The organism is Natronomonas sp. (assembly GCF_046483325.1).
GTDB lineage: Archaea > Halobacteriota > Halobacteria > Halobacteriales > Haloarculaceae > Natronomonas.
Genome location: NZ_JAWODL010000016.1, coordinates 125,214 through 137,693 on the forward strand (window position 1 = coordinate 125,214; position 12,480 = coordinate 137,693).

The 12,480-nt window shown below is 65.6% G+C and carries 15 protein-coding genes and 1 pseudogene; 7 read left to right on the top strand and 9 right to left on the bottom strand.

The features are described from left to right. Positions 1-44: 44 nt before the first annotated feature. The 4 genes from lysW to R6U53_RS06105 form a co-directional block, all read right to left on the bottom strand. Positions 45-227 (bottom strand): lysine biosynthesis protein LysW, encoded by a 183-nt coding sequence (lysW, locus tag R6U53_RS06090; RefSeq protein ID WP_410321470.1) that lies wholly within the window; start codon positions 225-227, stop codon positions 45-47. A 177-nt stretch (positions 228-404) separates the two neighbouring features. Further along, positions 405-1,910: an argininosuccinate lyase gene (gene argH, locus R6U53_RS06095; protein WP_410321471.1), complete on the bottom strand. Its 1,506-nt coding sequence runs from the start codon at positions 1,908-1,910 to the stop codon at positions 405-407. Between the two features lie 3 nt (positions 1,911-1,913). Then, positions 1,914-3,164 carry an argininosuccinate synthase gene (locus R6U53_RS06100; RefSeq protein WP_410321472.1) on the bottom strand — a complete coding sequence of 417 codons (1,251 nt, stop codon included), beginning with the start codon at positions 3,162-3,164 and terminating at the stop codon, positions 1,914-1,916. 273 nt (positions 3,165-3,437) lie between these two features. Continuing rightward, on the bottom strand, positions 3,438-4,172 hold the full coding sequence (locus R6U53_RS06105; RefSeq protein WP_410321473.1) for a hypothetical protein: 735 nt from the start codon (positions 4,170-4,172) through the stop codon (positions 3,438-3,440). A gap of 9 nt (positions 4,173-4,181) precedes the next feature. On the opposite strand from R6U53_RS06105, the gene R6U53_RS06110 reads away from it, so the two are divergent. Then, positions 4,182-4,463, top strand: a complete 282-nt coding sequence (locus R6U53_RS06110; protein ID WP_410321474.1) for a hypothetical protein — start codon at positions 4,182-4,184, stop codon at positions 4,461-4,463. A gap of 14 nt (positions 4,464-4,477) precedes the next feature. Continuing rightward, positions 4,478-4,951, top strand: a complete 474-nt coding sequence (locus R6U53_RS06115) for a 2'-5' RNA ligase family protein (RefSeq protein ID WP_410321475.1) — start codon at positions 4,478-4,480, stop codon at positions 4,949-4,951. A 64-nt stretch (positions 4,952-5,015) separates the two neighbouring features. On the opposite strand, the gene R6U53_RS06120 is transcribed toward R6U53_RS06115, so the two are convergent. Next, complete coding sequence (locus R6U53_RS06120; protein WP_410321593.1) at positions 5,016-5,324, bottom strand: hypothetical protein; 309 nt, start codon at positions 5,322-5,324, stop codon at positions 5,016-5,018. Between R6U53_RS06120 and R6U53_RS06125 the strand changes: the two are divergent. The 4 genes and pseudogenes from R6U53_RS06125 (at position 5,212) to R6U53_RS06140 (ending at position 8,728) form a co-directional block, all read left to right on the top strand. After that, positions 5,212-5,834, top strand: a pseudogene (locus tag R6U53_RS06125) (SDR family oxidoreductase). The gene R6U53_RS06120 and the pseudogene R6U53_RS06125 overlap by 113 nt on opposite strands. Beyond that, on the top strand, positions 5,831-6,979 hold the full coding sequence (locus R6U53_RS06130; protein WP_410321476.1) for a Re/Si-specific NAD(P)(+) transhydrogenase subunit alpha: 1,149 nt from the start codon (positions 5,831-5,833) through the stop codon (positions 6,977-6,979). Before R6U53_RS06125 ends, R6U53_RS06130 begins: the two are co-directional and overlap by 4 nt. Positions 6,980-6,997: 18 nt before the next feature. Next, positions 6,998-7,282 (top strand): NAD(P) transhydrogenase subunit alpha, encoded by a 285-nt coding sequence (locus R6U53_RS06135; protein ID WP_410321477.1) that lies wholly within the window; start codon positions 6,998-7,000, stop codon positions 7,280-7,282. 3 nt (positions 7,283-7,285) lie between these two features. Then, positions 7,286-8,728: an NAD(P)(+) transhydrogenase (Re/Si-specific) subunit beta gene (locus tag R6U53_RS06140; protein WP_410321478.1), complete on the top strand. Its 1,443-nt coding sequence runs from the start codon at positions 7,286-7,288 to the stop codon at positions 8,726-8,728. A 23-nt stretch (positions 8,729-8,751) separates the two neighbouring features. Here the strand turns inward: R6U53_RS06140 and R6U53_RS06145 are convergent, their stop codons facing one another. The 3 genes from R6U53_RS06145 to R6U53_RS06155 are packed head-to-tail and all read right to left on the bottom strand — an operon-like array spanning position 8,752 to position 11,400. Continuing rightward, positions 8,752-10,071 (bottom strand): phosphoribosylamine--glycine ligase, encoded by a 1,320-nt coding sequence (locus R6U53_RS06145; RefSeq protein WP_410321479.1) that lies wholly within the window; start codon positions 10,069-10,071, stop codon positions 8,752-8,754. Between the two features lie 43 nt (positions 10,072-10,114). Further along, complete coding sequence (locus tag R6U53_RS06150) at positions 10,115-10,639, bottom strand: hypothetical protein (RefSeq protein WP_410321480.1); 525 nt, start codon at positions 10,637-10,639, stop codon at positions 10,115-10,117. Then, positions 10,636-11,400 carry an AAA family ATPase gene (locus tag R6U53_RS06155; RefSeq protein ID WP_410321481.1) on the bottom strand — a complete coding sequence of 255 codons (765 nt, stop codon included), beginning with the start codon at positions 11,398-11,400 and terminating at the stop codon, positions 10,636-10,638. Before R6U53_RS06155 ends, R6U53_RS06150 begins: the two co-directional genes overlap by 4 nt. 158 nt (positions 11,401-11,558) lie before the next feature. Between R6U53_RS06155 and R6U53_RS06160 the strand changes: the two genes are divergently transcribed. Continuing rightward, positions 11,559-11,699 carry a hypothetical protein gene (locus tag R6U53_RS06160; protein ID WP_410321482.1) on the top strand — a complete coding sequence of 47 codons (141 nt, stop codon included), beginning with the start codon at positions 11,559-11,561 and terminating at the stop codon, positions 11,697-11,699. A gap of 43 nt (positions 11,700-11,742) precedes the next feature. Here R6U53_RS06160 and R6U53_RS06165 read toward each other — a convergent pair whose 3' ends face one another. Beyond that, the gene (locus R6U53_RS06165; RefSeq protein ID WP_410321483.1) at positions 11,743-12,405 is read right to left on the bottom strand and encodes a hypothetical protein; all 663 of its coding nucleotides are present in this window, start codon (positions 12,403-12,405) and stop codon (positions 11,743-11,745) included. Positions 12,406-12,480 lie beyond the last annotated feature (75 nt).

Sequence of the window (12,480 nt, forward strand, 5' to 3'; positions counted from 1 at the left end):
CAGAGCCGGCGTTCGAACGACGATGCGCGCCGACGTTCATCGCCTTACTCCCCCCAGTCCTCTTCCAGCTCGGGGGCCTCCTCGAGGACGACGGGGTCGACGGAGACGACCTCGAGTTCGGCGCCCGTGATGGGGCTGTCGATTATTTCGCCGACCTCGACGTCGGCGGGAATCTCGATTTCGTCGCCCGTGATGGGGTCTTCCGTGGTGATCGTGTCTTCTGCCATTGTACAGTATACTCGTCGACACACCTACTTAAAAGCTTCGAACTTATCAGAACAAAGTAATAAGCCATACCGGCAACTATCGGTGTATAACCCCCGAATAAGGCTTTAACCCCGATTCAATGTCAGTTGCTTTACTTTTTAGTGAGGCGGGACGGCGGGTCTCGCCTCGGCCGTCGGCTACACACGGCGGGTTACCTCCTCGTCGAGCCGCGTTTCGGCGCGTTCGAGCGCCTCGCGGCGTTCGTCGACGGTCGCACGATCGGCATCCAGCCCGTCCGCGACGCGGGACAGTTCTCGTTCGACCTCCGCCGGTGCTGGACCGCCGACCGAGTCCCGCGAGGCGACGCTCTCGACCGGATCCAGCGCCGCCACGACGGCCCCCCGGTCGACAAAGGCGTCGAGCGGATCGCCGAGCACCTCCGTGGCGGCGGCGGCGAGCGCCGCGTAGGCGGCGTCGACGTCCGCGTCGTCGGCCATCCGCTCGGCCGCGAGCGCGACCAGTTCGTGGGCCGTACGGAACGGCATTCCCTCCATCGCGAGCAGATCCGCGACGCCGGTGGCCGTCGAGAACCCGCCGTCAGCGGCGGCTTCGAGCGCCGATTCGTTCCAGTCTGCCGTCGCGACTGCGCCGGCCGCGACCCCGGTCGCCTCGGCAACCGCATCGATCGCCTCGAACGCGTGCGGATGGGCGCGCTGGAGGTCGCGGTTGTACGCCCGCGGGAGCCCCTTCAGAATCGACAACAGGGCGTTTAGCCCGGCGGCCGCCTCGCCCGCCGTCCCCCGGACGAGCTCCATCGTGTCGGGGTTCTTTTTTTGCGGCATGATCGAGGAGGTCGACGCGTAGGCGTCGTCCAACTCGACGTGTCCGAGGTTCGAGAAGACGACGAGATCCTCCGCGAGGCCCGACAGCGTCGTCGCGAGCGCGGCGACCGCGCCCGTCGTTTCGACGAGGAAGTCCCGCGCCGAGGCGGCGTCCATCGAGTTGCGGACGAGTCCGTCGAAGCCGAGCAGTTCGGCGGTCCGCTCGCGGTCGACGTCGAACGGCGTCCCGGCGAAGGCCGCACCGCCGAGCGGCGATCGGTTGATACGGCCGTACGCGTCGAGCAATCGGTCGGTGTCGCGCGCGAGCGCTGACTCGTACGAGCACAGGTAGTGTGCGACCGTCGTCGGCTGGGCCGGCTGGAGGTGCGTAAAGCCCGGCATCACCGTATCGGTGTGGTCCTCGGCGACGTCGGCGAGCACCTCGCGGGCATCGATCGTGGCCTCGGCGGCGACGAGGGCGTCCTCGCGGAGTCGATAGCGGATGCACGTCGCGACCTCATCGTTGCGGGATCGGGCGGTGTGCATCCGGCCGCCGCGGTCGCCGATGTGCTGGATGACCGCCGTCTCGATGGCCGCGTGGACGTCCTCCCCGTCGGGAAGGTCGGCGTGACCTGCCGCTTCGACCTCCCCGAGCGCGTCGAGGATCGCGCCCGCGTCATCGCGGTCGATGATGTCCCGCTCGTCGAGCATCACGACGTGGGCGCGATCGACGGCGATGTCGGCCGCGAAGATGCGCTCGTCGGCAGCGAGACTCGACAGGAACTCGCGGGCCGGGCCGCCGCTGAATCGCTCGCGGCGGACGACGTCACCGGAGCTGCCGGTACCGACGTCATCCCGCCCGCCGCCGTCCTCGTCCGTCATGACTTACTCCTTGTTCTGGTTGATCACGCGGTTCGCCAGGCGCTCTTGGAACCCGTGGTACTTTGCGACGCCCGTCGCGTCGCTCTGTTCGATGCTGCCCGTGATGTCCTCGGTGTTGAACGAGGCGGCCTCCGCGGAGTAGACCGCGTACGGCGAGGAACGGCCGACCGGACGGGCCTGACCGCCCTCGAAACGGATCGTCACGCTGCCCGTGACGCGCGTTTGGGTTTCGGCGATGAACCCCTCGAGCGCGGATACCAGTGGCGCGTTGACGAGCCCCTGATACCCCTTCTCGGACCACTCGTGATCCACCTGCTTTTTGAACGCGCGTTCCTCCTTCGTCAACACGAGATCTTCGAGCGCTGCGTGGGCGTTGAGCAGCACCGTCGCCGCGGGATGCTCGTAGTTCTCTCTGACCTTCAGCCCGAGCATGCGATCCTCCATGATGTCGGAGCGGCCGACGCCGTAGCCGCCCGCGAGGTCGTTGAGTTCTTCGATGAGTTCGACCGGCTCCATATCGCTGTCTGCATCGGAACGCGTGGCGTTCCGATTGCTCTGGGAGCTCTGCTCGCCGGGGTCGAGCGAAACCGGGTAGCCGTTCTCGAAACCGACCTCGATCTCGAGCGTATCGGCGGTCGGCGCGTTGGTCCACTCGTAGATGCCCTCCGGTGGGACGTAGCTCGGCTCTTCGAGCTCCGAGCCTTCGACCGATCGACTCCAGAGGTTCGTATCGATGCTGTATTTCCCCTCGTCGCCGCCCTCGATCGGCAGGTCGCGCTCCTCGGCGTACGACTGCTCGAACTCCCTCGTGAGCCCGAGTTCGCGGACCGGCGCGATGACCTCAAGATCGGAGTCGCGCCAGACGGCCTCGAAGCGGAGTTGGTCGTTTCCCTTCCCCGTCGAGCCGTGTGCGAGACCGGTACAGCCCTGTTCTTTCGCGACCTCGAGGATCGACGTGGCGATCACCGGACGCGCGAGAGCGGTCCCGAGCGGGTAGCCCTGATAGGAGGCGTTCGCGCGGACGGCGTCGAAACACAGTTCGGCGAACTCGGCTTTCGCGTCGACGACGTAGTGTTCGAGGTCGAGCGCCTCGGCGGTCTCCTCGGCCTCGGCGAACTCCGCCTCGGGCTGGCCGACGTCGACGGTGACGCCGATAACCTCGTCGTAGCCGTATTCTTCTTCGAGCAGCGGTACGCAGACGGTCGTGTCGAGCCCGCCGGAGAAGGCGAGCGCGACGCGTTCGGTATCTGACATTGTGTGTTGTGTGGGTGACGGACCGTCGACCGGACGGTCATCGTTGGGATCGGGGCGAGCGCGACGGGGGAGTGGATACTATTCGGGCCTACCGGCCCGCCGCGGTCGCGAGAGAAGAGTGGACCTACCGCTGGAAGCGATCGCGCCGGTGCGGTAGGGTCGCGTCATGTACTCGTGAGTATTCGCAGAACGGTATTAAATGCTTGCGGAACGTCGATCGCGTGGGACGTGATACCGAAGCAAGCGGCGGTCGGATCGCGGAGGCACGACGACCTATCGCTCCCGCCCGATGAAAAGCGAGGCGAGGAGGAACACCGCGACGCCCAGCGCGGCCGGCGCGCCGCCGTAGGTGTCCGTCTTCGCCGGGGAATGTGAGACGGGATCGAGAGCGTCCTCGGTGCCGGCATCAGCGGACCCATCCGGACCGACCGCGACGACCTCGAACGTCTCACCGAACTGCGCCAGTCCCGGCCACGTCGCGGCCTCCTCGCCGAGGCGTTCGGGCTGGGGGGAGACGCTGGTCAACTCGCCGCCTTCCGGCGCGATGACGATCAGTTCGCGATCGAGGCTGTCGTACGTCGAGAACGGTTCAGACAGCACGATCCGGTCGCCGTCGACGCGGGCGAGGTTCTCCCAGCGGAACTGGTAGGCCACGATCCCCGTCTCGCCATCGACGGTCGTTTCGACGGTCACCTCACCGACGCGGAGCTCCCGGTCGAGGTCGGCGCTGGCCTCGTCGGAAATGAACTGCATCTCCTGTCGAAACTGTTGGGCTGCCGCCGCTCGAAGCTCGGGATCGTCCCGTGCGTCCTCGAACACCGCCCGATCGTCGGGGTCGGTCAGGTCGAACTCGTCGGTGAATACGACGTTCGCGTCGCCGTTCGGTTCGAGTTCGACGACGAATTGGCCGTTCGCGGGCGTGTCGACGGCGGCGGCGCTGCCGGCGAGCCCCCCGAGCGCGAGAGTCGCGATACAGCAAACGACGGCGATCCGAGCGGCGAGGTGCATCGTCCGGAGATGGCCGTCGAGTGCAAAAAACCGACCGATTACGCGCCGTCGATCGACGAGTGTGCCGCATCGGCCGGAGCGCTTTTGATCGGGGCGGTCCCATCACCGGACATGTTCGACAGGGGCGCACTCGAAGTCGAGGACCTGCTAAAGCTCGTCCTCCTGCTCGTGGTCGTGATACTCGTCCTCGAGATCGTCGGGGAGTTCATCAGCATCCTCGCGTCGATCAGTCCGATCATCGCGGTCGTCATCGTCGTTCTCATCATCGCGTACTTCCTCGATTACATCTAGTGTACAGCTGTAACGTGCCGGTTCCGACGGAGATCTCCAGACTTGCGCGGGGCCTCGCGAGCGATTGTTTCGACGCGACGACGCGGGACCGACACACGCTCGTCCTCAAGCGCCTCGGCGACGGAGCACCTGCCAGGCTCGCCCGTCGAATCAGACGCGAATTGGCGGGCGTTGGCCCCTTCGAGGCGCGACCCGACGGTGTGGGGACCTTCCGAACGCCGCCGGTCGGCCGCGGGCCCGTCGCCTATATCCGGATCGAGTCGCCGACGCTCGTGGAGCTACACCGACGACTCTGTACCGCCTTCGAACCGATCGACGGAATCGAGGGCGACGACTACGTTCCACACGTGACCATCGCCCGCGGCGGCGACGCGGACCGGCTCCTCGGGCGCGACTTCGACAACCTCACGTGGGAGGTCGAGTCGCTGTCGGTGTGGTCCGCGGAGTACGGCGAGGAGGTCGAGCGGATTTCGCTTCCGATCCGGTGAGTAGGGCGTCTGGAGGTATGTCGCCGCGAGCCAGTTCTCACCGGCTGCGACCTGTCGTCCACGCCTATGTGCGTTCCCCGCCTCGATTCGCGACGGTGTACGTATCATGGCACTTCTCGATGGCAAAGCGGCGGTCGTTACCGGCGGCAGTTCGGGGACCGATCAGGTGATCGCGCGCGGCTTCGCGGAGCACGGTGCCGAGGCGGTCGTCTCCGAGGTCCGCGAACCCCCCGAAGGAGGAGGCAAAACCGACTTGCGAACTGCTCGAAACCGAAAGCGACACCGAGTCCGTCTTCGTCGAGTGCGACGTGACGCGTCGGTCGGACCTGACCGACGCGGTCGACGCCGCCGAAGCGGCCGGCGGACTCGACATTGTGGTCAACAACGCGGGGATCTGGCACACCCAAGACTTCTTAGACGTGATCGACCCGGAGTACCAGCGACTCGCGGGCATCAACCACGAGGGGCGTGCTTCGGCTCACAGATCGCCGCCGAGCGGCTGGTGGAGAACCACGGTGGAGACACCACGGTCGATACACGCAGTATCGCGGGACCCTTCGGCAACGCGGAGTTGGCGACGTATTCCGCGTCGAAGGACGGATTGACGATGTTGACCGACTCGCTCGCACACAAACCGGGCAAAGACGTGGTTCCGGTGAACGCGGTCCCCCCAGGTAGCGCGCAGACGATGATTGGCGGCGAGCCGGCAGATCCGGGTGCGGCGGCCACAGAGGCCGAACAGTTCACACATATGGTCCCGCTTGGGCGATACGGGCGGCCCGAGGAGATCGCCGGCCCCTCGACGTTTCTCGCGAGCGACCGGGCGGGATACGTGACCGGCGAATCGCTCGTCGTCGACAGGGACTGGACGAGTCGACGATGAGGATCGGCGTCCCGAGTGAAGCCGATCCGGACGAATCGCGCGTGGCGCTCGTGCCGCCGGTCGCGAAGAAACTCGTCAATACCGGTCACGACGTCGCCGTGACCGCAGGGGCGGGCACGGGTGCGGATTGGAGCGATGCGCAATACGCCGCCGTCGGGTGCGAGATCGTCGACGGTCGCGATGGCGTCTTCGAACGGTCGGACGTCGTCCTACAGGTTCGCGCCCTGGGAGCCGTTTCGGACGCACCGATGGAGCCGTATCGCGACGGACGGACGGTCATCGGCTTACTCGGCCCCTACGACCTCGACGACGGGACCCTCGACGAGCTCGCGACACGACGCGTCAGCGCCTTCGCACTCGAACTACTGCCGCGGATCGGCCGAGCGCAGAGCATGGATGTACTGACCTCCATGGCGAGTGTGGGTGGCTACAAAGCGGCGGTGCTTGCGGCGGACACCCTGCCGAGCCTCTTCCCGATGCAGATGACGGCCGCGGGGACTATACGCCCTGCGAACGTGTTCGTCGTGGGTGTAGGGGTGGCAGGATTACAGGCCATCGCGACCGCCAAACGGCTCGGTGCGCGGGTGCGCGCATACGATATTCGGCCGGCCGTGAAAGAGGAAGTCGAGAGCCTTGGCGCGAACTTCGTCGAACTCGATCTCGAAGCGACCCAGGCGGCAACCGAGGGCGGATACGCGAAAGCCCAACAGGATGAGTTCTACCGAAAGCAGCGGGAGGCGATGACCGAGGCCGTCGGGAACGCGGACGTGGTGATCACCGCGGCTGCGGTGCCGGGACGGACGGCGCCGACGCTGGTCACCGAAGAGATGGTCGACGGGATGGATTCGGGCTCCGTCGTCGTCGATCTCGCGGCCGACGGCGGCGGCAACTGCGAGCCGACCCGACCCGGAGAAGCGGTCGCGTACGGCGGTGTCACGATCGTCGGTCCGACGAACCTGCCATCCCAGGTGTCACACACGGCGAGTCAGCTCTTCGCGAGCAACGTCACCAACTTCCTCGACAACGTGCTCGAGGAGGGGCGACTCCACGTCGACCTCACCGACGAGATCGTCGACGCGACGCTGCTCACGCACGACGGAGTGGTTCGAGCGCCGCACAGATCGGGTGGTGTCGATGCCGCGTAACCGCCGGGAGTCGAGCTGATGGCGTTCGTCGATAACCTGACGCTGTTCGTCCTCGCGGGCTTTCTCGGATACGAACTCATCACGAAGATTCCTGCGACGCTTCACACGCCGCTCATCTCGGGGACGAACGCGATCTCGGGTATCACGCTGATCGGTTCCGTCGTCGTCGCCGGATCGGGGAATTCGACGCTTGCGACCGTCCTCGGTTTCATCGCAGTCGTCTTGGCGACGATCAACGTGGTCGGCGGCTACCTCGTCAGTCACAAGATGCTCGAAAATTTCGGTCGACGGAGGGGTGAGTAACCGATGGGTGGGATCCTGAGCGGTCTGCCACCCGAGACGCTTTCGGTCGTGTACCTCGTCTCCGGCGTTCTATTCATCCTCGGACTTCGGAAGTTGACCCACCCGCGGACGGCCGAACGGGGCAACGTTATATCGGCTGCCGGGATGGCACTCGCCGTGGGCGTCACCGTCCTCTGGTTCGAGATCCTCTCGCCGTTCGTGTTGGCCGCGGCGCTCCTCGTGGGAGGGGCCGTCGGGACCTGGCTCGCGCTGTCCGTCGAGACGACCGACATGCCGCAACTCGTCGGCGCGTTCAACGGCTTCGGGGGCGGAGCCTCGGCGCTCGTCGCGGGCGCTGAGCTCGTCGATCAGGTCGGGACGGTCGGCCCGAGCGAGCTTTCGGCCACGGTGTCGGGCGCGGCCGCAGTCACCGGATTGATCGGCGCGGTCACGTTCTGCGGCAGCCTCGTCGCCGCCGGAAAACTGCACGGGATCTACGAGGATCCGATCCACTATCCCGCTCAAAACGGCGTCAAAGTTGGCGTCGCTGGAGTCGCGGTACTCGTCGGCATCGTACTGGTCACACAGTCGAGCCTGGGAGTGGTTTCGATGGGGCCGTTGGTCGAACCGTACTGGGCGTTACTCGCAGTGGCGTCGATCCTTGGCGTGTTGTTCGTCATCCCGATCGGCGGAGCCGATATGCCCGTCGTCATCGCGCTCTTGAACGCCTTCTCCGGGTTGGCGGCCGCCGCGACGGGCTTCGTGTTGAACAACAGCGTTCTCATCATCGCCGGGACGCTCGTCGGTGCCTCCGGGTTCATTTTGACGACGATCATGTGCGACTCGATGAACCGGTCGCTCACCGACGTGCTGTTCAGAGCGTACGGCGGCCCGGGCGCGGGAGGCGATGGAGCGGACGACGTCTACGAGGGGAACGTCGTCTCGACGTCTCCCGAAGAAGTCGCAATGCTCCTCGAAACCGCTCGCCGCGTGGTGATCGTCCCGGGCTACGGAATGGCCGTCGGGCAAGCCCAACACGCCGTCGCCGAGTTGGCACAGCTGCTGGACGAAGACGGCGTCGAGGTCGTCTTCGGCATCCACCCCGTCGCGGGCCGGATGCCCGGGCACATGAACGTCCTGCTGGCCGAGGCGAACGTCCCCTACGAGCAGATGCGAGAACTCTCGGATATCAACCCGGCGTTCTCACGGACCGATCTGGTGCTCGTGACGGGGGCGAACGACGTCGTGAATCCGACCGCCTACTCCGGCGAACCGAGCCCGATAGCTGGCATGCCGGTGTTGAACGTCTGGGAAGCGGAGACGGTCGTCGTGAACAAACGAAGTCTGAGTCCGGGCTACGCGGGAATTCCGAACCCGCTGTTCGCGATGGACAACGCCCTCATGTTGTTCGGAGACGCGAGAGAGGAGATACAAGCGCTGGTGAACGAGTACAAGGGGAGCCGCTGATCCCCGTTCGGCTCGGAAAGCCATCAGTCCTCGTTCGGCCCGAGATACCCCCACGCCAACAGGCGATCGCCGTCGCCGTCGATCCAGCGTTCGCCGATGTCGTCGCGGTAGTACAGGTTCGGGATGACGATGCGGTCGATCCGGTCGTAACACACAGTTCGGGCTTCCTGCATCGTCTCTCCTTTCCCGGTCACGACGAGCGGCATCCCGCTGTCGCCGGCTACGCGCCACTGCCCCTCGACGTTTTTTGCGTCCTCGATGTGGATTCCTTCGCGACTGTCGGTCTCGAAGACGACGGCCGCGTTCCGCGAGCTCTCGTCGTACGTCTTCTCGTCGTCGAAGGGGAACGGTGGGAGGACGACGCGAACCCCGATCTGGTAGCCCTCGTGGACCGTCAGATCCGGATCGTTACCGCTGGCGAGATCGTAGAGGAACTGTCCGGTCGGGGACTCGAACGATTCCTCCTGGAGGGTGATCGTCGGATAGCCGAATCGGGGCGTGAACTCCAGCGGATAGATCCCGTTTTCGTTGACGATGCAGTTGATATCGATGCTCCCGACGTACCCCTCCTCTGCGAGCCATCCTTCGAGTCTGCCGAGCGTCTCGTCGAACAGGTCGTTCTGGCCCGCCCAGAACATCGACGTCCCCATCTCGCCCGTCGACGGGCCGATGTTTCCCGGGAACAGTTTCTTGTGCTCGAAGTTGAAGTTCACTCGATCGATGAACCGCTCGCCGTCGAAGAAGCCACAGACGGCGACCTCGACGCCTTCGACCTTCCGCTGCAGCTGGAATCCCTTCATCCGATGGCCCCACGCCTTCTTGTACGCGCCCAACACCCCGGTCACGTCGCTGCCGTCGTCCTCGTTACCGACGTACAACAGCCGTTTGACGTTTTGCACCTCTCCGAGGGGCTTGATCACGTAGGCAGCCGGATTCCGCTCGACGAACTCGATCCCTTCGTCGAAGTCCGAGAACACCTGGTGCTCGATGGTGTTGACGCCGTGTTCCTCCAAGATCTCCATCGCGTAGCCGCGATCCTCCTCGAGGTGATCCGTGTTCGGCGTCCCGCCGATCACAGTCGTCCCGTCCTCGCGAAGTTCCCGGGCGAGCGCACCCGTCCCGACATCGCTACCCACCCAGATGTCGTCGAATATCACCACGTCGGCCCAGTCCACTTCCGCGCGCCAGTCGTCGGTTTTCGCGACGAACCCGTCGGCGATCTCCTTGTCTCGCTCGCTCTCGATGTAGTATTTCACGTCGTGTCCCTCCCCGTGGACCTGCCGGGCGACGTCGCCGATGAGCGCCGAATCGAGCGAACAGAACAGGAAGTTCTTCGCGTCCATAGCGAACCGATGCGACCTGCCGAATAAAGCGTGGCGGCGGTTCTCACCCGTCGAGCGCGTCCGCGAACCCCCACTCGTCGGCTCGGTCGAGCGCGTCTCGACGCGCGTCCGCTCGGAGCTCCGACACCGCCTCCGCGTCGTCGAGGAACGCTTCGACGGCACCGATATCGTCGGGATCGGGGTCGTTCGCCGTCCCCCGGATTCGGCCGGCGAGTTCGGGATCGTTCGCCAGTCTGTCGGCGACCGCGCCGGGCGGGATACGCAGTTCGTCCGTCCGGTGGGGGAGTTCGAGCGCGTCGGCGTCGAGCGCGTACAGTTCAAAGCGGTAGGGCGGCGACCCGATATCGGCCAGAGCCGTCGGCCCCCCGCGGTCGGTGCCGGTGTGGTACGCGAGCCTCGCGACACCGGTTTCGAAGGTGATGACGCCGCACTCGTCGACGTCGCCCAACAGCGCGTTCCGCGGGAACAACAGCGCGTAGCCGTCGAGTCGCTGGTCGAGCGCGCGTTCGAGAGCCGGCGAGAGTTCGGAGATCACCCGAGACCGGCGCAACTCGCCGTCGGGGATCATAGCGGATCGGGAATCACGACGTTTCGGAATCGTTCGGCAACCGTAGCCGAGTCACCGTCGGTCGGCGAAAGCCCATCCGCGGCGGTTCGGAACGCCTCGGCGGCCGGCGTCTCCGGCGCGTGCGCGAGGATGGGAACCCCGGCCGAACGGGCCGCCTGAACGGCGTCGCTTTCGGGCACCGTCGCGAGCGTCGGCCCCTCGAAGTAGCGTTCGGCTTTCTCGCGGACGTCGGAGATGTCGCCGCGAGCGCGGTTGAACACCGTGCCAGCGATCTCGGAGCCGTACGACAGGGCGTACTCCTGCACTTTGAGCCCGTCCGAGATCGACGGGACTGTCGGGTTGAGGACGATGACGACGCGGTCGGCCAACACGATCGGGAGCACGGCGCTCTTCGAGCCCAGTGTCGCCGGCGAGTCCAAGAGCAAAATATCGGTGTCGGCGGCGAGTTCGGAAACGACGTTTCGGAGCCGGTCGGGGTCGGCAGCTTCGAACGCCGCCAACGAAGTACCGCAAGGAACCACGGACATCCCGAAGCGTTCGTACGTAGCCGCCTCGACGGGTGCACCGCCCTCGACGAGGACGTCGTGCAGCGTCGTTTCGACGTCCGCGAGCCCCGCGTGGAACAACAGGTTCGCCATTCCCGTATCGGCGTCGACGACGGTTACGTCGTAGCGGTCGGCTAGCGCCATCCCGAGCGCCATCGTACTCGTCGTCTTGCCGGTGCCGCCCTTGCCGGAGGCGACGGCGAGCGCTTCGACCATTCGTTAGTTGCGAGTGGGTCGAATTCGGATATAAGGGTTGGGTTCACCGATGAACTCGATCAGCCACCGCGTCGAATCGAGCGGATCGACGGTGTTTGGCACAAACACTACTAACAATCATTAACATTTAAGACCATGAAGGTTTTTGAGCAACGTAGATGACGCGAGACGAAATCGCGCCGATGGTTCCGGTGATGCCTCGAGCGGAGACGACGACCGACATTCGCGCCGACGGGGGCCCGCGGAAGCGCTACGACCCCGAGGAAGTAGCGGCACCGGTCGTCCCCGACCTCCGGTGATCCCACACGACGTTTTCCGGACACCCATCCGGTAGCGACGGCGCTACACCACGTCGCCACGGACGCTGACGCCGTCGCGGTCGGCGCGAAACGCCCGGAGCGTCTCGGCCGCGCGTTCGGCCTCATCGTCGTCCAGACCGAGCATAGACAGGCTGGCCGACAGCGTCGGGAAGACGAACTCGCCCGCCTCGAGCTTCCGAAACGCCTCGGTACTCGTTCGACCACCGTCCTCCGTGTCGATCCACAGACACGCCGCACGTGGGTCGAGCAGTTGCGTATAATCGTCCCTCGCTTGGGCCCCCTTGAGCCGCTGAGTGACGTTGTGTTCGAAGCCGGTGTTGCAGACCTCCAAGTGAACCGGCTCGCCGTCGTCGAACAGGTGCGCCGCCAGACAGCGTTCGGGCGCGGCGTATCCCGAGGCGTTCGCCCGGACGCACTCAGGAAACGCGTCGGCCCACTCCGCGGAAACCGTCTTACCGACGCCCGAAACACCGAGTCTCGATTCGAACTCCGGCTCTCGCTCGGATGCGTCCTTGAACAGGAGATCCTTCGTCACGTAGACGCCGAGGCGATCGATCGGATCCATCCCGAGGACGACGTCGCCGAAAGCCCACACCTCGCGGACGGGAACCGGTGTCGGCTCGGACCCGACCGTCTCGACGACGGATCGGAGGCGCTCGACGGCTTCGGCTCGGCTGTAGCTCATCGCCACATCGAACGGGCCGACGGAACAAACGGTTGTCCCTCCGAGCCGAAACCCGTATCCGACCGAACCGGCAAG

Bases quoted from the DNA above. Each gene is read 5' to 3' on its own strand.
- R6U53_RS06160 (WP_410321482.1), top strand. From the start codon at position 11,559: ATGACGCGAGACGAAATCGCGCCGATGGTTCCGGTGATGCCTCGAGCG.
- R6U53_RS06150 (WP_410321480.1), bottom strand. From the start codon at position 10,639: ATGATCCCCGACGGCGAGTTGCGCCGGTCTCGGGTGATCTCCGAACTC.
- R6U53_RS06100 (WP_410321472.1), bottom strand. From the start codon at position 3,164: ATGTCAGATACCGAACGCGTCGCGCTCGCCTTCTCCGGCGGGCTCGAC.
- lysW (WP_410321470.1), bottom strand. From the start codon at position 227: ATGGCAGAAGACACGATCACCACGGAAGACCCCATCACGGGCGACGAA.
- R6U53_RS06155 (WP_410321481.1), bottom strand. From the start codon at position 11,400: ATGGTCGAAGCGCTCGCCGTCGCCTCCGGCAAGGGCGGCACCGGCAAG.
- argH (WP_410321471.1), bottom strand. From the start codon at position 1,910: ATGACGGACGAGGACGGCGGCGGGCGGGATGACGTCGGTACCGGCAGC.
- R6U53_RS06130 (WP_410321476.1), top strand. From the start codon at position 5,831: ATGAGGATCGGCGTCCCGAGTGAAGCCGATCCGGACGAATCGCGCGTG.
- R6U53_RS06145 (WP_410321479.1), bottom strand. From the start codon at position 10,071: ATGGACGCGAAGAACTTCCTGTTCTGTTCGCTCGATTCGGCGCTCATC.
- R6U53_RS06140 (WP_410321478.1), top strand. From the start codon at position 7,286: ATGGGTGGGATCCTGAGCGGTCTGCCACCCGAGACGCTTTCGGTCGTG.
- R6U53_RS06135 (WP_410321477.1), top strand. From the start codon at position 6,998: ATGGCGTTCGTCGATAACCTGACGCTGTTCGTCCTCGCGGGCTTTCTC.
- R6U53_RS06165 (WP_410321483.1), bottom strand. From the start codon at position 12,405: ATGAGCTACAGCCGAGCCGAAGCCGTCGAGCGCCTCCGATCCGTCGTC.
- R6U53_RS06105 (WP_410321473.1), bottom strand. From the start codon at position 4,172: ATGCACCTCGCCGCTCGGATCGCCGTCGTTTGCTGTATCGCGACTCTC.
- R6U53_RS06110 (WP_410321474.1), top strand. From the start codon at position 4,182: ATGGCCGTCGAGTGCAAAAAACCGACCGATTACGCGCCGTCGATCGAC.
- R6U53_RS06120 (WP_410321593.1), bottom strand. From the start codon at position 5,324: ATGTCGAGTCCGCCGGCCGCTTCGGCGGCGTCGACCGCGTCGGTCAGG.